The 24,852-nt window shown below is 31.7% G+C and carries 18 protein-coding genes; 17 read left to right on the forward strand and 1 reads right to left on the reverse strand.

Features of this window, described 5'->3' with window-relative positions; genetic code table 11:
* Nucleotides 1–78 precede the first annotated feature (78 nt).
* On the forward strand, nucleotides 79–798 hold the full coding sequence (locus HKO22_RS01530; protein WP_169968057.1) for a CPBP family intramembrane glutamic endopeptidase: 720 nt from the start codon (nucleotides 79–81) through the stop codon (nucleotides 796–798).
* Nucleotides 799–1,067: 269 nt separating this feature from the next.
* On the opposite strand, the gene HKO22_RS01535 is transcribed toward HKO22_RS01530, so the two are convergent.
* Nucleotides 1,068–1,454, reverse strand: coding sequence for a helix-turn-helix domain-containing protein (locus HKO22_RS01535; protein ID WP_169968059.1), 387 nt, complete (start codon nucleotides 1,452–1,454; stop codon nucleotides 1,068–1,070).
* A 201-nt stretch (nucleotides 1,455–1,655) separates the two neighbouring features.
* On the opposite strand from HKO22_RS01535, the gene HKO22_RS01540 reads away from it, so the two are divergent.
* From HKO22_RS01540 to ttdB, 16 genes are all read left to right on the forward strand, one after another.
* On the forward strand, nucleotides 1,656–3,011 hold the full coding sequence (locus HKO22_RS01540) for a sodium/glutamate symporter (RefSeq protein ID WP_169968061.1): 1,356 nt from the start codon (nucleotides 1,656–1,658) through the stop codon (nucleotides 3,009–3,011).
* A gap of 8 nt (nucleotides 3,012–3,019) precedes the next feature.
* Complete coding sequence (locus HKO22_RS01545; protein ID WP_169968063.1) at nucleotides 3,020–4,087, forward strand: NAD(P)-dependent oxidoreductase; 1,068 nt, start codon at nucleotides 3,020–3,022, stop codon at nucleotides 4,085–4,087.
* Nucleotides 4,088–4,193: 106 nt separating this feature from the next.
* On the forward strand, nucleotides 4,194–4,928 hold the full coding sequence (locus HKO22_RS01550; protein ID WP_169968065.1) for an MBL fold metallo-hydrolase: 735 nt from the start codon (nucleotides 4,194–4,196) through the stop codon (nucleotides 4,926–4,928).
* A gap of 131 nt (nucleotides 4,929–5,059) precedes the next feature.
* Entirely contained in the window at nucleotides 5,060–6,508 is a 1,449-nt protein-coding gene (locus HKO22_RS01555; protein WP_169968067.1) for a sodium/proline symporter, read from the forward strand.
* Between the two features lie 71 nt (nucleotides 6,509–6,579).
* Nucleotides 6,580–7,101: a hypothetical protein gene (locus HKO22_RS01560; RefSeq protein ID WP_169968069.1), complete on the forward strand. Its 522-nt coding sequence runs from the start codon at nucleotides 6,580–6,582 to the stop codon at nucleotides 7,099–7,101.
* A 140-nt stretch (nucleotides 7,102–7,241) separates the two neighbouring features.
* Entirely contained in the window at nucleotides 7,242–7,991 is a 750-nt protein-coding gene (locus HKO22_RS01565; RefSeq protein WP_075659647.1) for an IclR family transcriptional regulator, read from the forward strand.
* Nucleotides 7,992–8,096: 105 nt separating this feature from the next.
* Nucleotides 8,097–9,986, forward strand: coding sequence for an ABC-F family ATP-binding cassette domain-containing protein (locus HKO22_RS01570; protein ID WP_169968071.1), 1,890 nt, complete (start codon nucleotides 8,097–8,099; stop codon nucleotides 9,984–9,986).
* A 697-nt stretch (nucleotides 9,987–10,683) separates the two neighbouring features.
* Complete coding sequence (locus tag HKO22_RS01575) at nucleotides 10,684–11,397, forward strand: alpha/beta fold hydrolase (RefSeq protein ID WP_169968073.1); 714 nt, start codon at nucleotides 10,684–10,686, stop codon at nucleotides 11,395–11,397.
* Nucleotides 11,397–13,916 (forward strand): bifunctional lysylphosphatidylglycerol flippase/synthetase MprF, encoded by a 2,520-nt coding sequence (gene mprF, locus HKO22_RS01580; RefSeq protein ID WP_169968075.1) that lies wholly within the window; start codon nucleotides 11,397–11,399, stop codon nucleotides 13,914–13,916. Before HKO22_RS01575 ends, mprF begins: the two co-directional genes overlap by 1 nt.
* A 278-nt stretch (nucleotides 13,917–14,194) precedes the next feature.
* Nucleotides 14,195–15,556 carry an amidophosphoribosyltransferase gene (purF, locus tag HKO22_RS01585; protein ID WP_169968077.1) on the forward strand — a complete coding sequence of 454 codons (1,362 nt, stop codon included), beginning with the start codon at nucleotides 14,195–14,197 and terminating at the stop codon, nucleotides 15,554–15,556.
* Nucleotides 15,546–19,217, forward strand: coding sequence for a phosphoribosylformylglycinamidine synthase (locus HKO22_RS01590; RefSeq protein ID WP_169968079.1), 3,672 nt, complete (start codon nucleotides 15,546–15,548; stop codon nucleotides 19,215–19,217). The genes purF and HKO22_RS01590 overlap by 11 nt, the downstream gene beginning before the upstream one ends.
* A 65-nt stretch (nucleotides 19,218–19,282) precedes the next feature.
* Nucleotides 19,283–20,473 (forward strand): amidohydrolase, encoded by a 1,191-nt coding sequence (locus tag HKO22_RS01595; protein ID WP_169968081.1) that lies wholly within the window; start codon nucleotides 19,283–19,285, stop codon nucleotides 20,471–20,473.
* A gap of 93 nt (nucleotides 20,474–20,566) precedes the next feature.
* A complete protein-coding gene (locus tag HKO22_RS01600; protein ID WP_169968083.1) occupies nucleotides 20,567–21,610 on the forward strand; it encodes an AraC family transcriptional regulator in 1,044 nt (347 codons plus the stop codon).
* 333 nt (nucleotides 21,611–21,943) lie between these two features.
* Nucleotides 21,944–23,218, forward strand: a complete 1,275-nt coding sequence (locus HKO22_RS01605) for an SLC13 family permease (RefSeq protein ID WP_169968085.1) — start codon at nucleotides 21,944–21,946, stop codon at nucleotides 23,216–23,218.
* Nucleotides 23,219–23,230: 12 nt separating this feature from the next.
* On the forward strand, nucleotides 23,231–24,127 hold the full coding sequence (gene ttdA / locus HKO22_RS01610) for a L(+)-tartrate dehydratase subunit alpha (protein ID WP_169968087.1): 897 nt from the start codon (nucleotides 23,231–23,233) through the stop codon (nucleotides 24,125–24,127).
* Complete coding sequence (ttdB, locus tag HKO22_RS01615) at nucleotides 24,124–24,732, forward strand: L(+)-tartrate dehydratase subunit beta (RefSeq protein ID WP_075659654.1); 609 nt, start codon at nucleotides 24,124–24,126, stop codon at nucleotides 24,730–24,732. Before ttdA ends, ttdB begins: the two co-directional genes overlap by 4 nt.
* The last annotated feature ends 120 nt before the right edge of the window (nucleotides 24,733–24,852 follow it).

Genomic DNA, 24,852 nt, shown 5'->3' on the forward strand with positions numbered 1-24,852 from the left:
TTTTATTTTATGTATTAAGTGTATACTCACATAATATATTTTTCGCCATTATAAAATATAAAATAACTCGGAGGTCTAATGAAGAAAAATTATACTATTTTATCCCTATATTATATCCTAATGGCATTGGGCTTATTTGTTTGTAAGCATTTTTTAAATACGCCCTATGATTCATCTAATTTTAGTGAAAAATTCTTGCCCTTTATGATATTGTTGTCCCTATTGGTCTTATCTTATGGATTAAAAAATAAAGATCAATTAGTTTTATCAAAGAGCAAAAGCCCAAGTTATCTTCTCTCTGCCCTTATATTTGTCCCTGTAGCTGGTTTTGGAGTTTATTCAATAATAAAGGGTTTTAGTCTTAATTTAGCTTTCTTTATTCTCATTGTTGACACTGCCCTCATTGGCATAGCAGAAGAAGGGATGTTTAGAGGCATAGTATTAGGCGGCTTAGTGCGAAAAATTCATCCAGTATTGGCAATTTTAATATCCTCCTTTTTTTTCTCTTTGCTGCATATATTAAATATATTGGGAGGTTTGCCTTTTTCTGAAGTAACAAATCAAATGCTATCCACCTTTATTATGGGTGTATTTTTGGCATCAATGTATTTAGATACAAAAAATATTATTTTCCCAATAATATTCCATTCCCTTTGGGACTATATATTGTTGAGCGAAAGCCTTGCAGATATATCCTTTTTACCTTTACTCCTTATAGGTATAAATGTAGGTGAGATAATTGTTTCACTTTTAATAATTATAAAATTAATGAAGGCAAGTAAACAATTTTATATTTAGCTTCTAAAAAGTAGTGAGTTTTCACTACTTTTTTTGTAGTCGAATATTAGATCACACAAAACTAGGGTAGAATGCCTTCCCCTTTGCCCTAATTTTAAATTCCCTACTTATTATGTTTTGTTTAATAACTTACATATCAATATAAGCAATTAACTATGAGTTTATTTTTGTCGCACTTATCCTGATAATTTATACTTGTGTCGCCTTTAATTTTAAAACTTATAAAATTAAAAAAACCACATTTACTGTGGCTCATAAACAAATTCAAACTATTTTTTATTAATTTCTTTATACAATTTTATTTTTATCGCTGCCTTGTATCCAAACTCAATAATATCCTCAAGAAATTCTTCGTCATTTAAATATTCCTCATCTATTTCTTTTTTACAAAGTATTTTATCAATTTTATTTACCTTAAAAAATTTTTCTTCTTCTTTAAAGACCTTTTTATTTATATAATTTTCTCTTCCAAACATCTCGTCTATTGAAACATCAAATAACTCTGCAAGATCAATTATTGTTTCTTTGTCTGGAAATCTTTCATCCGATTCATATCTTCCAATTGTCGGCCTCGATAAATTTAACTTTTCAGCTAATTCCTTTTGTGTAAGATTATTCTTTATTCTTAAATTCTTAATATTTTCTCCAAATGTCATAAAATCACCTATTCAAAGATTAATTAAAATATATCACAAGGGCATTGTTATTTTATTTAATGTGCCAAATAGACGACTATTTTTGATTTCACTCTTGACAAGTTCCATTTCGACACCTTATAATGGTTTTATAGAATTCTATTCTTTATCTAATTAAAGAAAAAATAATTATCCGGATAATTCCATTTATGAGGTGAATTTATGGAATTTACATTATGGGATTTATTACAAGACACAGCATTACTTGGATTGTTAATGATATTGGGTCAATTTTTAAGAGCTAAGGTAAAATTATTTCAAAGTTTACTTATGCCCGCATCTTTAATTGGTGGGTTCATAGGACTTGCTCTAGGTCCAAGTGGATTTAATATTTTGCCTTTTTCTGATCAATTGTCAAAATATTCTGGTGTACTTATTGCAATTGTATTTGCTTGTACTCCTATAGGTGATGATTCTTTTACAAAGGAGGATTTAAAGGGAGTTGGGGGATTCTTTTATCAAAATACAGGCATTTTAATGCTTCAATATGCAGCTGGAATGGCTTTAGCTTTAGGTGTTCTAAACAAATTTTGGGATCTTCACGATTCCTTTGGTCTAGTACTTGCCACAGGATTTTATGGTGGTCATGGAACTGCGGCAGCTCTAGGAGCTATGTATAAGGATATGGGATATCCTGAATTTTTGGATTTAGGAAATACTTCTGCAACTGTCGGGCTTGTTGGTGGTATCGTTGTAGGAATGATTTTAATTAATTGGGGAACAAGAAAAAAATATACAAACTTTGTTGATTCTCCTAAAGAACTTCCTGACGAAATAAAGCGAGGCGTTATTCCAAGAGATAAGCAAAAATCTTCTGGAAATCTCACTATTTCCAATATGTCATTGGATTCGCTTGTATTTCACTTATCCATTGCCTTATTTGCTGCTTATTTAGGAAGAGTTGCTTCTAATTTCATACAAAGTAAAATTGACTGGCTGTCAATTCCAGTATTTGTACTAGCTCTTGCTGCTGGTTATCTAGTTCAAGGATTTATCAAAATTACAAATACTCAAGAATATGTAGATAGGGCTACTATGCAAAGAATTAGTGGGTCATCAACGGATTTATTAGTTGTATCCGCTGTTTCTTCATTAAATCTTGGGGTAATTAAATCAAATTTAGCTCCGCTTACTATTACTTTTATATTTGGCTTTGTATTAAATATCTTATGGTTCTTGTGGGTAAGTAAATATTCCTCATCTAAAAACTGGTTTGAGAGAGGAATACTAAATTTTGGAAGATCCAATGGTGTTGTTGCTACAGGGGTTTTATTAAATAGGGTTGTCGATCCAGACCAAAAGTCAAGAGGTCTAGAAGATACTGGTCTTACAGATCTATTAAATCGTCCAATAGCTATTGCTTTGCAAGTTCTGCCTCCTCTTTTTATAAGTTTTGGCGGCAAATATCCATTGTACACAACACTTGTAATGTGGGCTGGCTTTATTGTGCTCACAGTTATAGCTCTCGTGCTTAAATGGTGGACACCAGGAAAAATGCAAGGAAATCAACATAAGTGAGGTGTGCTATGAATTACGATATTATACATTTTGAAGCTTTAGGAAAAGAAGCTGACTATTTGGAAATAGAAACAAATAATTTAATTAAAGAAAACATTTTACCAAAGGATTTTAAATCATTAATAACTCCTTTAACGGTACAGGAATATTTATCAGAAAATAATATTGAACTGCCTAAAATAATAACTATAAAGACTCATTCAATTTTACCTGATAATTATATAAACAGTAAGAATAAAAACAATGTAATTACAAGAAGTGCTGGATATGATCATCTCGAAGAATACCAAGATAAATTAAATATCGCATCTCTTCGAGAATATTGCGTTAATGCTGTTGCACAAACTGCACTAAAATTTGGATTATGTACTTGCGGTTTATTAAATGAATATGTTAAAAACACTGCATCCTTTGAAAGAAATAAAACTAATTCCTTCATGGAAATTAGTAAGGACAGAACTGTAACAGTATATGGAGTTGGCAAAATTGGCTCTAAAGTATATGAGTATTTTGAAGCTGTAGGTTTTAACATGCAAGCCGTTGATATTAGAAGTGAGGATTTAAAACTTCAAGAAAAATATAAAGATTTTAACTTTATAAGTAAAGAAGATGCCATTGTCAACTCTGATATTATAGTTAATGTAATGAACTTAACTAAAATAAAAAATTCAAAATTTTACAATGTAAATTATTTCAATGAAGATTATTTGAGAAGGAATAAAAAGAATTTTATATTTATCAATGTTACTAGAGGAGAAATTGCTCCTGAAAGTGTTCTTTTAAAATTATACAATGAAAATAAAATATTAGGTTTAGGCTTAGATGTGTTCAGCCACGAATCTGAACTTACAGAAGATCTACAAAATCAAAATAAATCTAAGGATGTAGATGTTTCAGCTGCTAAAAAAATTATAAATGATGCCATTTCATTAAAAGAAAATTTTTATGTACAAGCTCATCAAGGGTTCAATTCTGATTTAGCTGCCAAGTCTAAAGCTCATGAAGCTATAGAACATTTGAAATACTGGTATCTAAATAATAAAAATGGATTTAAAGAACAATTACCTTATTATTAAGAATAAACTAATTAGTGTTTTTTTGCATAAAAATATCTGTTAGAGAGTAAAATCTCCAACAGATATTTTAGAATCTTTTTATATTATTAACTAAATGGGGGGTTCTATGAGATTTTCAGTGGATGTTATTTTTACAGGTTTTTCAGGTAAATTAGAAGATCTTGCATTAGGTTGGGGAACTGTTGCTCTAATAAAAAATGAAGATAAGTTAATTTTATTTGACACTGGAGGTGCTAATTTAAGAAATTATTTGCCAAAAAAATTTGAAGAAAGAGGTGTAAAGTTTTCTGATATTGATTATGTTTTTTTAAGTCATCTTCATTTTGACCATGCGTATAATATTGATTTATTTAGGAATTCAAAAATATTTTTATCTAAAGAAGAATGGGAATATGCCAATAATTTGGAAAGCAGAGATTTGTATATCGATCAAAATGCGATAACTTTTTTAAAATATGCTGATATAACTTTTGTAAAAAATAATGAGATAATTATGCCAAATATTAAGACTATACTAACTCCAGGACATACTCCTGGATGTGTATCTTATTTGTTAAAACAAGATAATGGCGAAGTTTGGGGGCTTGTAGGAGATTCTGTTAAAAATAGAGGAGAATTAATTAATGAACAAGTTCAAATGACACTAGATTTTAATAAAACTGTTTCTTCAATAAAGAAAATTAAGAGTACTTGTGACAGAATCCTTCCAGGACATGATACTTGGTTATTAATTGATAATGGAAAAGTTTCACCTTTGAAAAAAAATAGCAAAAAACTTTTATATGGGCAAGGCGTTACTGTAAATAATGGGTTTACAGAAATCGAAATTACTTTGGATTAAAAAAGGAGGCATATATGTTTGAATACATAGGATTAGGTGAGATTATTAATATTTTTGTTTTACCTTATATAGGATTATTCATATCTTTGGTATGGTATTTAAAATATAGGAAAGAAGATAAGGAGGACTAAATGATTCAAATTTATATAGGATTGCTCTTATATATTGCTATCACTTTCGGTATAAGTATTTATTCTGCTAAAAAAACAAAATCATCTGAAAGTTTAATTACTGGATCTAAGGGATTTGGATCTGTGCTAACAGCTTTAAGTATGGGAACAACTCTAGCTAGTGGATTTGCTTTTATTGGTCTAGTAGGAATGGGATATACATTAGGTCTTGTTGCAACTTGGCAATGTATTTTTGGGACAATATTAGAGTTCATTTGCTGGTATGCACTTGCACATAAACTTAGGAATCTAGCGGAACAAACTACTGTGTTAACTCCTATAGAAGCAATGGCAAAACTACACGGAGATCCTAATAATTTAATAAGAATTTTTGGCGGTTTATTAATTGGTGGATTCTTGGCGTTTTATCTTGCTGGTCAATTCACAGCTGGATCTAAAGCTGCAATTGAAATGAACCTTGATCCTACAATTATTGCTATTTTTATTGGTGTTTTAACAATAGTATATATATTCTTAGGTGGTATGGATGCTGCGGTTTGGACTAATGCAATTCAAGGTATTATTATGATAGGAAGTTTTTTTGTTCTTACTTTTATAGCACTTGGTGAAGTAGGAGGAGTTGCTGGATTATTTAAATCTTTATCCCAGGAAGCACCTAATTTAATTACTTGGAATAATGGTAGACCTACAGGAGAAGCTGTTTTTTATATATTCAATTATTGGTTGGGAAGCGCTTTAGGATTTTTGGCTCAACCACAAGGAATACAAAAATATCTTACTATTAAAAGTGAAAAAGAAATAAGAAAATCTGCTTTGCTTTCAATATTATTTAATGTAATAAGACAACTTGGACCTGTGATAATTGGAATGAGCTGTAGAATAATTTATCCTAATATTGCTGATCCAGAAAGTGGAATACCAAAACTAATAGTTGACTATATACCAAATGTATTTGGTGGTATAGTAATGGCTGGAATATTTGCTTCTATAATGAGTACTTCAGAAACTTTATTATTACATAGCACTAGTGAAATAAGTAGAAATTTCTTGGAATTAGGCATTTTAAGAAAGAACAAAAAAGATGATAGATTTTATAATAATGCGTTTAAGATCATAACTATAATAATCGGCATTGTCTCACTTTATATATCTTTAAATGGATCAGAAGGTGTTTTTAATCTTATAATATTTGCTTGGACAGGTTTATTTACTTCAGTTTTTCCTTCATTATATCTTGGGCTTTATTGGAAGAAATGTACTAGTTGGGGGATTTTAGCTGGAATAATTACTGGAATACCTTCAACTTGTTTGTGGTATTATTTTATCAAACCAACATATGGCTACCACGAGGGATTTAGCGTAATTATACCTTTAATATTTGTTGTTGTAATTAGTTTAATTACTAAAAATGACCCAACCGAAGAAAGTTGGTCTTCTAAAATAGTATAATGGAACTTATGAAAAAATAAATTAACTCAATTTTAGTTTATATTTCATATTTCTTATTAGGATACAAAAAAATGGATTTAAAGAACAATTACCTTATTATTAAAAGTCGAAATAAAGTTACTTTATTTATAGCTTTAATTGTGTTGCTAAACTTTGTGTTATTGCCAATAGATTCCTACCTTCAAAATAATTATATTTATAAAGTTTTAAATTTGAAAGATAAAGAATCCTTAACTTTGGAAAGCAAAAAAACTTTTTATCTTCCTAATGTATCGGATGAAATAACCATCTTTGAATATAATGTAAAGGATAAAAAAATTTATGATTCTCTTGATTTTGATAACAAAGATTTAGATGCATTTAAAAAAGACAAAAATTTTATGTTAATATTGTCCCATCTCAGTTTACAATCATTTTTAAAAAATGACCTTCCAAAGGATTCTATTACAACTTTATTATTTTTTAATAAAAGATTGAATAGCAATAACTATTACATTAAGGATCTTAAGGGATGGGACTTTATTATAATAGACAAATATAAAAACAAGATAACTCTTGTAAATTATGTTAAGTCAAGTTTTACCCTTTCTTGATATGATTTTAAGTCAGATTATATGTCTGACTTATTTTTATTTAACAAAAAGTTATACTTTACTCCACATTACTAGCTCTATTTTTCTTTTAATGAAATACTTTCCATAATATGGTATAATTTTATTTGGAAGGTGAAAAAATGATTCAAAGTTTAGTTAAGGCTGCCAATGTTTTAGATGTGTTAAAAAATGAAAATCGAGAGCTTACTATTGCAGAAATATCTGAAATTTTAAATATACCGCCTAGCACAGCTCATAGAATTTTATCTACTCTAATAGAAATCGGCTATGTTTCTAAGGACGAAAGGACACACCTTTATGGACTTGGACCATCCCTTATACCTCTTGGTATAAAGGCATCCTCAAAACTAGATCCACAGGATGTGGGAAAATCTGTATTAGAAAATTTATCCGAAATAACAATGGAAGATTCCTTTTTTGTTATAAAATCTGGAGACAAGGGACTTATGCTGTCAAAATCAGAAGGCAAACATACGTTGAAAATCGTTGAAAATTTTGGAATTGAAATTGATCTTCACAAGGGTGCAATTAGAAAGACAATTCTCGCTTTTCAACCTGATGATTACATCAACTATTATTTGAAAAAGGATCTTTCAAATTATTTAGATTCGCCAGTTGATAAGGAAGAGCTACGAAAAGATTTAATGGAAATAAGGAGCAAAAAAATTTCCGTATCCGATTCAGAATACATTGAAGGTGCAATAGGAATTGGTGCTCCTGTTTTTAATTATAAAGATGTTTTAGTGGGAGCAATTGGTGTAGTAATTCCAAAGGAAAGGGTTACGGAAGAGACAAAGAGAGAATATATAGAAGCTGTTAAAAACTGCGGCATTGAGTTTTCAAAAAACTTGGGACATTCAGAGGTTTAATAAAGTTGTGTCATTTAAATTTGGCACAACTTTTTTATTTGTTTTGAAAGTGGTCAATCTTTTAAAGAGATTAATTATTTGTTAAAATGTATCTAGGAGGTCATTATGCCAATACTTAGTTTAACAAATATTAAAAAATCCTACATTGACGAAGAAACTATTAAAGATGCTAATTTAATAGTGGAAGAGGAGGACAAAATTGGCCTTATTGGAATTAATGGAAGTGGAAAGTCCACCCTTTTTAATATAATTACTGAAAACTTATCCTATGATGATGGTGAAATTTTTAGAAAAAAAGATTTAAAAATCGGATATTTGGAGCAACAACTTAATTTAAATCAGGAAGGCAGTATTTACGATAATTGCCTTTTTATTTTTAGAGATTTAATTGAGCTTGAAAAAAATCTTAGAGAACAAGAGCACATTATAGCAGAAAATCCTAATAATTTGGAAGAGGAATTAAATAGATATCAAAGTATGCAAGATGAGTTTCACAAGCGAGATGGCTATTCCTTCCACTCTAGGATCAGGGGAACTTTAATTGGGCTTGGATTTAGCGAGGAGGATTTTGATAGGGACATATCAACTCTTTCTGGTGGGCAAAAATCTCGTGTGGCTCTTGCCATGCTTCTTCTTGAGGATGCAGATCTTCTCCTACTAGATGAACCTACAAATCATTTGGACATAGATGCGATTTCTTGGCTTGAAAAATACTTAAAGGATGTGAACAAGGCAATTATTATAATTAGCCACGATAGATATTTTTTAAATAATATTGTGTCAAAAATTGTCTTAATGGAAAAGGGAGAAACTAAAACTTATTCTGGCAATTACGACAATTACATGAGGCAGAGGAAGAAAGATTTTGAGGTTTTAAAAAGACAATACGATGATCAACAGAAGGAAATTAAAAGGCAAGAAGAAATTATAAAGCGCTACCTTAGTCTTGGTCGCGATAGATTTATAAAACAGGGCAAAAGCAGAAAGAAAATGTTGGACAAGATGCAAAAAATCGAAATGCCATCATCAAATAAAAAAACAAGTCTTTCCTTTACTACAAATAAGACTTCTGGCAAGGATGTTTTAGAGATTAAAAATCTTTCAAAATCCTTTGGCGATCACTTAGTTTTTCACGACTTAAATGCCTCTGTCTATAAAAATGATAAAATTGGACTTATTGGGCCCAATGGTGTGGGCAAGTCCACTCTATTTAAAATCATCGCAGGAAAAATTAGACCAGACTCTGGCGAAGTAAAAATTGGATCTAATGTCGAAATTGCTTTTTTCTACCAAGAACTAGACAATTTAAATTTAAATAACACAGTCTTAGATGAAATTTGGGACGAATTTCCAAAGCTTGAACATTTTCAAGTGAGAAAATATTTGGCTGAATTTCTCTTTGTTGGTGACGATATTTTCAAAACCATTGACGAACTTTCTGGTGGTGAGCGTGGAAGGCTTTCTCTATTAAAAATCATGTTAAAGGGTGCAAACTTTTTGGTCCTTGACGAACCTACAAACCACTTAGACATTGATTCAAAGGAAATACTTGAAGATGCTCTTCTTAAATACGAGGGTACTGTCCTTTCCATTTCTCACGACAGATATTTTTTAAATAAAACTGTTGACAAAATTTTTGAAATGAAAAAAGATGCCATAAATACTTTTTTGGGCAATTATGATTATTACTTGGAAAAAACTACTGAAGTTGAAACTTTTGAGGATAGTTACAAGTCAAAGACAGAAATTGCAAGGCAAAAGCGAGAGGAAAGAGAAGAAAGGAAAAAAAATAAAGAACTTAGAAGAGAAAAGGAAAAAATTGAAAATGAAATTGCAGACATTGAAGAAAAGTTATCCACAATAGATGAAAAACTTGCAAACTCTAATACTTACAAAGATTATCAACTAGCAAATGATTTATCAATAAAGCGTGAAACCCTTGCAAATACTCTCGATAAGCTTTATGAAATTTGGATGGAATTAGAAGAAAATTAAAAGATTTAAAAAAAAGTTTTCCACAAGTATATTTGTGCCAACTACTTTATCCCCAAAGTTATTCACATTATCCACAGTTTAAGTAATATTTTTTTAAAAAGTAGTGCACAATTAATACACATTTTGAGAAAATTATCATTAAACAAAAAAAATCTCTAATCTTTCAAATTTTTAACTTAATTTTTACAAAAAATATACAATATTATCCACAGATATGAAAAGTTATCAACTTCTGTGGATAATTAAAAGAGCTGAAAAATGTGGTGACCCTATAAAGTTGGATCAAATATCAGAGAGAACCCATGTTTTCTTCGGCGTTTTTTGTTATGCTTCATTTTTTTCTCTGCATTATATTAGACTTAAATATCCTAATTTTCTTTTATTCTACCCTTATTGTAATATTCTATTTATTCTTCTATTGTTTCTTTTAATTCTTCATATGAATGAAAGCAGAATTTACTTTTTGCATACATAAATATGAAAAAGCTAGAAATAATGATACATAAATTAGGTCCTAATAAGGATTTAGCTTTGAATAAAATAAATTAATAACTTTATTAAAAAATTTATTTAAAAACAACAACCCAGGAAATATTTCTGGGTTTATCTACAGCCTGAAGTGCTGTGAAGCATCTTTTTTTTGTGGAAAAAGGAATAAAATATTTTAAAGGTGGTAAAATAAATGGAGGTGAGGGATTTGAATAAATTTATTTTAATGCGTGATGGAGCGAAGATTTTTACAAGAATTATTGGAAGTGGCGAGCCCCTTCTACTTCTCCATGGAAATGGAAATGATTCTAGTTTTTTTGACAAGCAAATTATTGGGTTTAAAAGAGATTTTAAGGTCATAGCCATGGACACTAGAGGTCACGGAAAAAGCGATAAGGGCTATAATTTAAACTTTGAAGACTTGTCAAAGGATGTTTTAGATGTCTTAGATAATTTAAAAATTCAATGTGCGAATATTTTAGGCTTTTCTGATGGAGCAAATCTAGCCCTCACCTTTGCGAAAAATTATCCAAAAAGAGTTAAAAGGCTTGTTTTAAATTCTCCCAATAAAGATTTTTCGCAGGTGAAATTTATTCCAAGAATTTTAAGTTACATTTTTTATTACAATTTAAAGATTTTATCCAAAATTTTTACAGGTCTTAGAAATTATTTTTCCGTCTATAAGCTAATTTTTGATAAAATAAAAATTATAGATAGCGACTACAAAAAATTTGATTTTCCAGTTTTAATTATTGCTGGAGAAAGAGATCTAATATACCTTGAAAATTTTTACAAGGTTGCTAAAAAAATAAAAAAATCCAAACTATATATAGTAAAAAATCACGGACACAAAGTTGCTAGGACAAATCCTAATGAGTACAATAAGGTAGTCCTTGATTTTTTAAAAAAAGAGGTGAAATAATGGAAAAATTAAAAAAATTTGCTAAGGGAATTAAGCCGACATTTTTATTTGGCGTAATTCTTTTAGTAATTCTTGAATTTACAAAACTGAGAAAGGAAATTTCTATTGAAGATGTTACAAATATTTTTTATGAAATTTCTTTAATAAAGCTCATTACAATGGCAGTATTGGGATTTATTGCCTTTTTACCAATGATTTTTTATGATATTCTCTTGAATAATTTTTTAAAATTAGATAGAGATAAAGAATACATAATAAAAAGATCTATCACAGTAAATTCCTTTAACAACTTAATTGGCTTTGGCGGTGTAATAAATATTGGGCTGAGAATGAGATATTTTGGCGAAGGAAAGGATGACAAGAATTTTTTAAAGTTTTTGGTGAAGTCCCTTCTCTACGACATTGCAGGTCTTTCATTTTTGGCAGTAGCATCTTTAATGCTTTTAATTTTCTTCAATAGCAAAATTTTAATTAATTACAAAATTTGGCTTATTGGTGCAATTTTATACTATCCAGTTTTATTTTTTGTATCAAAAATTAGAAATAATGGAGATTTTTCCATTTCCAAAAAATATGCAATAGAAGTATCCTTAGTTTCAATTTGTGAATGGTTATTAGCGGCACTTTTTTTCTACACAATTGGATTTTTTCTCGGAGTAAAGTTAAATTTTTTTGTGATAATTTCTGCCTTTGTCATTGCAAATATTATAGGGATTGCTTCCTTTATTCCTGGTGGACTTGGCTCCTTTGAACTTGTAATTTTAACTATATTCAACAGCCTTGGCATTAACGGAGATATTGTTTTAACATGGCTTTTGCTTTACAGGATTTTTTACTACATTGTTCCCTTTATGTTTGGACTTGTATTTTTTATACACGACCTTGGTTGCATTTTTGACGAGAAAAATGACAACATTCCTTCGAGAGTTATAAAGTCAATAGGACTTGATATTTTGTCCTTTATGTTATATATCGCAGGAACTTTTATGATTTTGTCGGCGACAATTCCAGAGGAACTTTCTGAACATTATTGGTTAAGTCAATTTAGCCCAATAAATGCAAATTTAATTTACCAATTTCCAAGTTTAATTTTTGGAGCTTGTTTTATAATTTTGGGACGTGCCAATAGAGAAGAGGTGGAAAGGGCAACTAAAGTAACTTTGGTTTTTCTCATTCTTGCCTTAATATATTCTTTTTTAAGTGGTTTTGGGATAATCGAACTTATATTTTTAATTTTGGTAATTTTCCTCGCCTTTTTCACGAGAAAAACTCCCAACAGAAAACAACTTGTATATTCCTTTGAAGCTATCACAATAGACACATTATTTTTTGTTGTAATTTCTGTAATTACAATTTATTTTGTGGCTATAAATTATAAATTGAGACCAATAAATTATAGGGTTTTCCTTTTAATTCCCTTTGAAAAGAGCTTTGCAAGATTTTCAATAATTTTTATTATATTGGTTTTTTCTATTCGACTTCTTTTGTTTTACTTAAAGGGAAAGAAAATAAAGCTTGGAGAAAAAATGGATGTAGATAAAGTTTTAAATATTTTATCGACTTATGAATGCCATCCAGAGTCAGGGTTAGCACTAGTTGGGGACAAGGAAATTTACTATTATGAAGAAGATGGCGTGGCAACTTGTGGAATTTCTATTTCTACATACAGAGATAGAGTAATTGTAATGGGAGAACCCTTTGGAAATAAAAGGGACTTTGACAAATTATTGCAAAAATTTGTGGAAGAAGCAGACCTATACGATTATAAGCCGATTTTTTATGAAGTAAGTCAAGATGAAACTATTATGCTTCACGATTTTGGATTTTCTTTTATAAAATTTGGAGAGACGGCAGCACTTGATCTTCAAAATTTTAATTTAGAAGGAAGAGAGCATAAATCTCAAAGAAATGCCCTTTCAAAATTCAATAAATTAGGATACACCTTTGAGGTCGTCAAAGGTCCCTTTGATGATGAATTTTTAGATGTTTTAGAAAAAATTTCTGACAACTGGTTAGAAGGCAAGAGAGAGAAGGGATTTTCTCTTGGATACTTTAACAGGGATTATTTTAATTTATGCGACATTGCAATTGCAAGAGATGAGACTGGAAAAATACTTGCCTTTGCTAATATTATGCCAAACCCAAACAAAACTTGGGCGACAATTGACTTAATGAGATATGAGAGAGATAATTCGCCAAGCAGCATTATGGATTATTTATTTTTGCAACTCTTTTTACATTTTAAAGATGAAGGTAAAAAATATTTTGAATTGGGAATGGCACCTCTATCCAATGTTGGAATTAACTCAAATAGTTTTGTGGAAGAAAAATTTGCCTACTTAGTTTACAAGTTTGGCTACAAATTTTATTCCTTTGAAGGACTTCGAGCTTATAAAGAAAAATTTTCTCCAAAATGGGAGCCAGTTTATCTTAGCTATCCAAATAAAACTTGGTTACTTTATACAATGGTTTCAATTTTTATGGTGGATATAAATGCTGCAAAGAACAAAAGAAATTGAGATTTATCTAATATTTATTTTTGAATAGTACAATCTAAAAATTTTATGATATAATAATTTTATTACTTTATGGAGGATTAGTTGTATGCTTTTTTGCCCTGCGTTCACAAATAGTTTTATGGATATACCTCATGGACTTCTTGACGCAATTTTTGCGACTAATTTTTCTTTAAACATTTAACTATGCTCATCTTTTGATGAGCTTTTTTAATTGGAGGAAAAATGGAAGATTTTTATTTTATTGAAAATTTTAGATTTAACGAAGAGGTGTTAAATTAATGTGTGGAGTTATTGGAATTTACTCACAAAGTGATGTGAGCAAAAAATTATTTTACGGACTTAATTCTCTTCAACACAGAGGACAAGAAGCCAGCGGAATATGTGTTTTTGACGGAAAGAATATGGTTTTAGACAAGGGTATGGGACTTGTTTACGACAATTTTGACGACGAAAGTTTTATTAAATTAAATGGAAATATTGGAATAGGTCATGTGCGCTATGCAACTGCAGGTGGATCCTATGAATATAATTCACAACCACTACTTGCCTTCTCAAAAAACAGAGAATTTGCCCTTGCTCACAACGGAAATCTAGTAAATCACAAGTCAATAAGAAAAGAACTTGAAGATGAAGGAATGCTTTTTCAAACTGCAATTGACACAGAAGTAATTTTGTCACTTGTTGCAAAATATTACACTGGTGACATAATTGAAGCTGTGAAAAAAACTATGTCGAGGATCAAAGGCGCTTACAGCGTTGTAATGCTTTTTGAGGACAAACTCGTTGCTTTCAGAGATCCTTATGGATATAGACCACTTTTAATTGGAAGGGCAAAAAATGGAGAAGTAATTATTGCATCTGAAAATGCTCCTCTTGAAATAATTGGAACTGACGCCATAAGAGATGTTGAACCTTCAGAAATTATTGTTGTAGATAAAAAGGGCATTCACTCTGAATTTTTTGAAAAAGAAAAAAGACAACATTGCATTTTTGAATATGTATATTTTGCAAGAACTGATGCAACTCTTGACGGTGTAAATTCCTATAACTTTAGAAGAAGATGTGGAGAAATTTTATCTAAGGAAGCACCCGTTGATGCTGATCTCGTAATCGCCGTTCCAGATTCAGGTACACCTGGAGCAATGGGTTATGCGCAAGAGTCAGGAATTCCCTTTGCCGAAGGTCTTGTAAAGAATAGATATATGGGAAGAACTTTTATCAAGCCCACACCTGAAGAAAGAGAACTTTCTGTAAAATTAAAACTAAATCCCCTTGAAACAGTTTTAAGAGATAAGAGAATTATTTTAGTAGATGATTCAATAGTTAGAGGCACAACTTCCAAAAACCTAATCATGAGGATGAAAAAAGCTGGTGCAAAGGAAGTCCACATGAGAATAGTTTCTCCTCCAGTAAAGTACCCTTGTTTTTATGGAATTGATACGCCATCGAGAAAAAAACTTATCGCAGCAAATTATTCTGTTGAGGAAATGAGAAGGCGAATTGGCGCAGATTCTCTTGCTTTTATTTCAATGAAGGGAATGTTAGATGCGACTCTGATGAAAGAAGATGTTTTCTGCAAAGCATGCTTTAATGGCGATTATGCAGTTGAACCAAAGGAGTTAGTTGAATATGAAAAATAATATTAAGAGAATTTATATTACAAAAAAAGATGAATTCGATCACGAGTCAAAATCACTTAGAGAAGAAATCAAAACTTCTCTTGGAATTGACTCCACTTATTTAAAAACTTACAGAAGATACGATGTAGATATATCAGAGGAAACTCTTGATAAGACTATGGCCACTGTGTTTTACGAAGCGCCAGTGGAAGAAGTATATTATGAAGACTATAAAAAATTAGAGGATTCCTTTGAAAATCCCATTGGCATTCAATATCAAGCTGGGCAATTTGACAATAGAGAAGATGGTTTAGTTCAAACTATTGCACTTTTCACTGACGAAAAAGTTAGGGCAAAGGTTACAGAAGTTTATGATATTGGCGGTGTAAATAAAGATGAACTTGAGAAAATCAAAAACTTTCTCATAAATCCCGTTGACTCTAAAGAAGTTGATGTTTTTGAAGAGGTAATTTTAAGAGAAGATGCAAAGAAAAATCACGAAAATCTTGTCTACCAAGGATTTAATAAATTAGATGAAGAGGGGCTAAAGAAATTTGTAGAAGAAAAATCCCTCGCCATGAGTCCAGAGGACTTAAAGGTGCTTCAAAATTATTTTATAGAAGAAGACAGAGATCCAAATGAAACAGAAATTGCAATAATAGACACTTATTGGTCAGATCATTGTAGGCACACAACTTTTAACACAGAACTTGACATTGATTTTAACGTAGTTACTGAATTAGACAAAGAAATTAAAAGAGCCTTTGACTCTTATCTAGAAATTAGAAAAGAACTTGACATCAAAAAGCCAATTACCTTAATGAGCCTTGGCACAATTCTTGCAAAGGAACTTAGGAAAAAGGGCAAGCTTGACGATTTAGAAGTTTCATCAGAAATAAATGCTTGCTCTGTAAAAATTAAAATAAAGGTAGAAGTTGATGGCAAAGAAGAACTTCGAGATTACCTTCTTATGTTTAAAAATGAAACCCATAATCACCCAACTGAAATTGAGCCCGTTGGAGGAGCTAGCACTTGTCTAGGTGGAGCAATAAGAGATCCTCTTTCTGGAAGAAGTTATGTATATCAAGCCATGAGAGTTACTGGTGCAGGAGATCCCTTCACTCCAATTGAAAAAACTTTAAAGGGAAAACTTCCACAAAAGAAAATCGTAACAGAAGCTGCAATAGGTTATTCATCCTATGGAAACCAAGTTGGAGTAGCAACAGGTCTAGTCGATGAATTATACCATCCAGGCTATGTAGCAAAGAGAATGGAAACAGGTGCAGTAATTGCAGCTTGTCCTCTTGAAAATGTAAAGAGAATTGAACCAACTGAAGGCGATGTAATAATTTTACTTGGAGGCAGAACTGGTAGAGATGGAATTGGAGGAGCGACGGGGTCATCAAAATCACATAATGTAGAATCTATTCAAACAGAATCTGCACAAGTGCAAAAGGGAAATGCACCTGAAGAGAGAAAAATTCAAAGATTATTTAGAAATCCAAAGGCTGCGAAACTAATTAAAAAATGTAACGATTTTGGCGCAGGTGGAGTTTCCGTTGCCATAGGCGAACTTGCAAATTCAATCGAAGTTAAGTTGGACAAAGTTCCATTAAAATACATGGGATTAAAACCGAGAGAAATTGCAATTTCTGAATCTCAAGAGAGAATGGCAGTAGTTGTAGATAAAAAAGACGTAGACACATTTATGGAACTTGCCGACAAGGAAAATTTGGAAAGCACAGTTGTTGCAAGAGTAACTGGCGACGGCAGACTAAAAATGTATTACGAAGATGAAATTATCTGCGACATGAGCTATGATTTTGTAAACCAAACTGGAGCAAAGAGAAGAGAAAGAGTTGAAGTCCTATCTGAAGACTTCCCAGAATTTTTAGTAAATAAAGATGGCGTTGAAGATTTAGAAAAATATTTAGCTGATTTGAATATTACTTCAAAGAAAAATATGATTGAAAGATTTGACTCATCTGTGGGAGCGGCAACTGTACTTCAACCACTTGGAGGTAACAAACAAAATACACCAGCACAAGTTATGGCAGCACTTATACCAGTTGATGATGGAGATAGCAAAACTGCATCTGTAATGAGTTATGGTTTTAATCCAAAATTATCTGAAGAATCTCAATATCTTGGCGGATATTATGCGGTAATCGAATCCATTGCAAAACTTGTTGCATCAGGAGCGCCACTTTCTGGAATAAGACTTTCCTTCCAAGAATTCTACGAAAAAATGGACAACGCAAAATCTTGGTCAAAACCACTTAAATCACTTCTTGGAGCATTAACTGCATCAAGATATTTTGACGCACCTCCAATTGGTGGCAAGGACTCCATGAGTGGAACTTTTGAAGATATAAATGTGCCGCCAACACTTATTTCCTTTGCGGTAAACACAGTTGATGCAAAAAACATAATCAGTCCAGAGTTTAAGGGCAAGGGAAAAATTGGCATCATAAAGACTGAAAGAGAACACATTGGCACACTTAACCTTGAAGAAACTAAAGAAAACTTTATAAATTTACAAAATGAAATAAAGAAAGGCAATGTAATTTCTGCAGCAGCAATAAATCACAAGGGTACACTTCCACAAATTTTTGAAATGGCAATAGACAATGTTGGCTTTAACTTACAAGTTGAAGATCTTTATTCACCACTTTACGGCTCTTTTGTAGTTGAATATCTAGAGGATAGAGAATTTATAGAAAAAATTGGCGAATTTAGAGATGACCAAAAGATGAAAGTAAATGGCGTGGAATTAGATTTAGAAAAATTAAAAAGAGCTTATTTAAACACAATGGACAAAATTTTCAAGCCAGTTGACACAAATAAATTAGCTGAATTAAAACAAAAAGAAGTGCCAAAGAGAAGAATGAAGTCCAAAAAACCAGTGGACATTGTCAAGGTAGTAATACCAGCCTTTCCTGGCACAAACTCAGAATATGACACAGCTAGAGCCTTTGAAAGAGCAGGAGCAAAGGCAGAAGTAGTAGTGTTTAAAAATAAGAACAACGAAAAGGTAAAGGAATCCATAGAAGAATTAGCAGCAAAAATTTCTAATGCACAAATTCTTGCAATACCTGGAGGATTTTCACTTGGAGACGAACCAGGTGGATCTGGTAAATTTATCGCCAATGTAATTAGATCAGATAAAGTTAAATCAGCAATCGAAAAACTACTTACAGATAACGACGGACTAATACTTGGAATTTGTAATGGATTTCAAGCATTAATTAAGACGGGGCTACTCCCTTACGGCGAAATAAAGGACCTAGAAGAAGACGACCCAACATTAACTTATAACACTTGCAACAGACATATTGCAAGAATAGTTGACACAGTTGTAATGTCAAACAATTCACCATGGCTTCAAAAACTTGAAGTTGGAAAAACTTATAAAGTGCCAATTTCTCACGGCGAAGGAAGATTTATCGCAAGTGAAGACAAGGTAAAGGAAATATTAGCAAATGAACAAGTTGCAATTTGTTATGAAGATGCACCAAATGGATCACTATTAAATGTAGAGGCCTTGATGTCAAGGGATGGAAAGATTTTAGGAAAAATGGGCCACAGCGAAAGAGTTGTAGAAGGTACTTTCAAGAACATCGCCGGAATTGAAATAGAAGACATCTTTACAGCAGGTGTAGAATTTTTTAAAAAAGATTAAATTGGGGCTACAAAATGTAGCCCTTTTATAATCAAATTTATATAAAAGAAAAATAAGAGAATATTATGGAAAAAAATTTATTAAAAGAAATTTTTGAAGAAATTGACAAAAGACAAGATGAAATGGTAGAACATCGTCGCCACATTCACAAAAATGCAGAGCTTTCCTTTGAAGAAAAAGAAACTGCAGAATATCTTGCAGATTATTACAAGGGCAAGGATGTTGAAGTTACAACAAATATGGGCGGATACGGTCTTAGAATTGTAATTGACACAAAAAAACCGGGCAAGACTATTGCCCTAAGGGCAGATTTTGATGCACTTCCAATAAAAGAAGAAACAGGACTTCCCTTTGCATCAAAAAATGAAGGGGTAATGCACGCTTGTGGTCACGATGCACATACAGCTTACTTAATGCTCTTGGCAGACATATTGCTAGAGAAAAAAGATAAACTAAGGGGAAAGATGGTAATAATACACCAACACGCAGAAGAAGCACCTCCAGGGGGAGCAAAACAAATGATAGACGCTGGAGTCCTCAATGGCGTAGACAATGTTTTTGGAATTCACGTAATGTCAGCAATGCCCTTTGGGACAGTTCAGTACCACAAAGGCAATACGCAAACTGGAAGAGCAAAATTTAGCGTAAAGTTTCAAGGAGTAGGCGGACATGGCTCAATGCCACATCTATCCAATGACGCCATAGTTGCAGCATCATACTTTGTAACTGCAGTGCAAACTATTGTATCACGAAGACTTTCTCCCTTTGAAAATGGAGTTGTAACCATTGGATCCTTTGCAGGAGAAGGAACTTTTAATATTATCAAGGATTCAGTAACAGTAATAGGCGATGTAAGGGCAATGTCAGATCACACAAAGGAAGTAATTGAAACTGAAATAAAGAGAATTGCAAAGGGAATTGGCGATACCTTTAACACAGGCGTAGAAATAAATTACACAAATGACTATCCAGTTTTATACAATGACCCAGAGATGACAGATTTAGTAGTGGAAGCGATAAAAGAAGCAGAAATTCCTGAAGTTAAAGAAATATCCGATGGAGGAGAACAACCACCATCAGAAGATTTTTCTTATTACGCAAAGGAAAGACCTTCCTGCTTTTTCTATGTAGGAGCTCACAAAGAAGATGCACCTTACCCACATCACCATCCAAAATTTGACATAAGAGAAGATGCAATGATAATTTGTGCAAAAACTATGGCAGCTGTTGCTGTAAAATATTTAACAGAAGATTAAATTTTAAAACCTGCCTTTGATTTTCGTCATTATTTATTAAAATTAGATAAATAAAAACAAAGCTTGTGATACAATTGAGCAGAGGTTGATTAAATGCAGGAATTAAACTTTTCCTATGAAAAAGAAATTGGAAATGAAATTTATAAAATAAAATGTTACGCTTATTATGTCGGTGCCTTTAACTATAATTGGCATGAAGATGTAGAGTGTTTAGTTGTTTTAAATGGAAAACTGGAAGCTTGTCTTAATGGAGAAATTTACAATCTTTCAAAGGGAGATATAGTTTTCTTCGACTCAAAGGAAGGTCATGCAACTCTTGCTAAGGAGAAGGAAACTATTGCACTTGTACTACATTTTAGCCCAAAAATTTTAGATGGCTTTGACAAAAATAGAGAAAGATACCATTGGAAGGGTGCAACTAATAGCGATTCGAGAAACAATAACTTTGCCCGTGAAATTAGAAAGAGCCTTGTTGAAATTATTGAATCCTTCTATGACAATTCCTTGGAAAGTAAAATTAAGAGATCAATTGCAACAGACAAGATAATTTTGGAGTCAATTGAAAATTTTGCTACAAAAGAAGAAGTAAATAAAGAGGATATTAAAAACTCAGAAAAAAATGATGCAATAAAAAAGATTATTCATTATTTAGATGAAAATTACAGAGAAAAAATTAGTCTAAATGATATAGCAGATCTCGTAGGTTATCATCCTAACTACACTTCTGAAATTTTTTCTAATAGTGTTGGCATTCCCTTTACAGAATACTTACAAAGAAAAAGACTTTCTGCGGCTACTAAAGATTTAAAACAAAGTGATAAAAAAATATCGGAAATAGCTTTAGATTATGGTTTCTCCAATGTGAGAAGTTTCAACGCGTCCTTTAGGGAAAGCTTTGGCAGGTCTCCATCAAAGTATCGTGAAAGTCTAGATAAGGAAACTATTGAAATAGATGCACAGTTTAAAAAAGTTTTTTTAAGCCTTGACAATGAACACTGGTTACGGGCAAAAAAAGAATTTACTTTTGAAAATGAAAAGCTTGAAAAGGCTGAAGCCAATGTAAATTATTTGGAAATTGAGAAGAAAGTTTACAGAGATATAATTGATGACTTAGAGAAAAAATTAAATAAATTTTAAAGACTTCGGTTTTCCGAAGTTTTTTTAGTTTTAAGGAAATTAAACTATTGATGAAGAATAATTAAATATTTTCAAATCTTAAATTTTTGATATGCAAAATTTTAAGATGAAAATTCCACAAAAAAAATAATAATTTAATAGAAGGGTGAATTTCAAGCAGTTTTAAAAAATTATTATGTAAAATTTTAAGATTAAATTTAAAAAAATAAGCCAATATTTAATTATCTTTTGTTTTTTCTGTTTTCCTAAAGAAAATTTTACTTATTATTGAGATAGAATTTATAAAACGTTTTCCATATAATGGAATCACAAATGAAAATATAGGAGGTTAGTATGAATACACAAACTATCACCATTGGATTTTTACTTTTTGCAATAATTATGTTTGCATGGGAAAGGATTCCTCTATGGGTTACGGCTATGATTGTAGCAGTTGGTCTTGTGCTTACAAAAGTTTTAGAAGCTAAAGATGCTTTTGCAGGATTTACCGATTCAAATGTGCTTTTATTTATTGCAATGTTTGTAATTGGAGCGGCATTTTTTGAAACTGGCATGGCACAGCGAGTTGGAGGTCTTGTTACAAAATTTGCCAAGACAGAGAGACAGCTAATAGCGGCGATAATGATTATTACGGGACTTATGTCTGGTATTTTGTCTAATACGGGTACTGCAGCAGTGTTAATTCCAGTATTAATTGGCATATCACAGTCGACAAAATTTCCAAGGTCAAAAATTTTATTACCTCTTGTCTTTGCAGCAGCCATGGGTGGAAATTTGAGCTTAATTGGGGCACCGGGAAATATGATAGCACAGTCTGGGCTTGAAACTATTGGACTTGAATTTGGATTTTTTGAATATGCAAAAATAGGTCTTCCAGTTTTGATTGTTGGAATAATATTTTTTGTAACAATTGGATATAAACTTCTTCCAGACAATGCAGCAAAGGAAGATGAAGATTCAATTTATTCACAAGAGAAGTCCTATGAAGATGTAGCCAAGCGGAAACAATGGGCTTCACTAATAATTTTGATTTTGACAGTACTTGCAATGGTATTTGAAAAACAAATTGGAATAAAACTTTTTGTTTCAGCGTGGATTGGAGCACTTATTCTCGTAGTATTGGGAGTTATTTCAAGTTCAGATGCAATTAAGTCAATTGATATGAATACTGTTTTACTTTTTGTAGGTTCTCTTGCCTTGGCTACGGCTTTGAAAGAAACAGGCACAGGAGATTTAATAGCAAATACAATTGTATTAAAACTTGGAGACAATCCATCGCCAAGGGCACTTTTGATTATAATCTTTATAATATGTGCTACACTCACAAACTTTATGTCAAACACGGCTACAACTGCACTTATGGTTCCAATTTCACTTTCCATTTCACAGGCAATAGGAGCAGATCCAAGGGCAGTTTTAATGGCTACAGTAATTGGTGGATCAATGGCATATGCAACGCCTATTGGTATGCCAGCAAACACTATGGTATATAATATTGGGGGATATAAATTTAAGGATTATGTAAAAGCAGGACTTCCACTGATAATAATTTGTGGAATAGTAGCTCTAATACTTTTGCCAATTTTCTTCCCCTTCTTTCCAAATTAAAAGGAGTAAATAATGAATAGAAATAATTTAGAAAAAAAATTTATTGACGAGATGGCATCCTTTGTTGGCATTGTAAGTATGAAACTTCCAAAGGATGTAGAGGATAAGCTAAGGGAACTTTCTGAAAAGGAAACAAATCCATTGGCAAAAACTATTTATGAAACTATGAAGAAAAACCAAGAACTTGCTTGGGAAATGAAAAGACCATCATGTCAAGACACAGGAGTTTTACAATTTTTCTGTGAAGTTGGAGAAGAATTTCCCTTTAAAGCAAAATTAGAAGAACTTTTGAGAGAGGCAACTTATAAAGCTACAATGGAAACTCCTCTGAGACACAATAGTGTTGAAACCTTTCAAGAATATAATACTGGCAAAAATATAGGAAAGGGAACGCCAACTGTATTTACAAAAATTGTTCAAGGATCTTCTGCAAAAATTTACACATATATGGCAGGGGGAGGTTGTTCTCTTCCAGGAGCAGGAGTAACTCTTATGCCAGGCGAAGGCTATGAAGCTGTCGTAAAGTTTATTTTAGACAGAATGACATCTTACGGACTAAATGCTTGTCCACCACTATTGGTTGGAGTAGGTATTGGAACTTCAATTGAAACAGCTGCGATGAATTCAAAACTTGCTCTTATGAAAAAAGTTGGAGAGCATAGTGAAGATGAAAGAGCTAGGGATTTAGAAAAAAGACTTGAAGATGGAATAAATAAAATTGGAATTGGGCCTCAAGGTTTTGGAGGAGAAAATTCTGTAATGGGCGTCAATATTGTAAACACTGCAAGACATCCAAGTGTATTATCAGTTGCACTAAATGTAGGATGTTGGTCACATAGAAGAGGTGCAATATTGCTTGACGAAGAGATGAATTATGAAATATTAAGCCATGAAGGGATAAAATTATGAGTAAAAAAGTTTTAACAACACCAATATCAGCCGAAGATATTAAAGATTTAAAAGTTGGAGATATAGTATATTTATCAGGAAGGATGGTTACATGTCGTGATGTTGCTCATAGAAGAGTAATAGAAGAAGGACTTGATTTACCAGTGGACGTTCGTGATAAGGCAATACTTCACGCTGGCCCAATTATCTCAGAAAAAGATGGAAATTACGAAATGATCTCTGTTGGTCCAACAACTTCAATGAGAATGGAAAAATTTGAAGAAGAATTTATAGATAAGACAGGGGTAAGAGTAATTATCGGCAAAGGTGGTATGGGCGAGGGAACTGCTCGTGGTTGCAAAAAGAATAAAGCCATTCACGTAGTAATACCTGCTGGGAATGCTGTTTGGGCAGCCACAAGAGTAAATAAAATAGTAGATGCACAGTGGAAGGATTTAGGGATGCCAGAAACTTTATGGGTATGCGACGTCGAAGAATTTGGACCATTAATTGTATCAATTGACAGCCATGGCAATAATATTTTTGAACAAAACAAAGTGATTTACAATGAAAGAAAAGAAGAAGTGTACAAAGATATTATTGAGCATGTTCATTATATAAAATAAGTGAGTAATATAAAATTGATAAAGGCGAGAAAAGATAGACCTGTGGTTTATTCTTTTCTTTTGTCCTTTATTTTTTTATAATAAAATAGTTCGATAAAAATTAAGTCATATTATTAAATA

It is taken from the genome of Peptoniphilus faecalis (assembly GCF_012976305.1).
Taxonomy (GTDB): domain Bacteria; phylum Bacillota; class Clostridia; order Tissierellales; family Peptoniphilaceae; genus Peptoniphilus_A; species Peptoniphilus_A faecalis.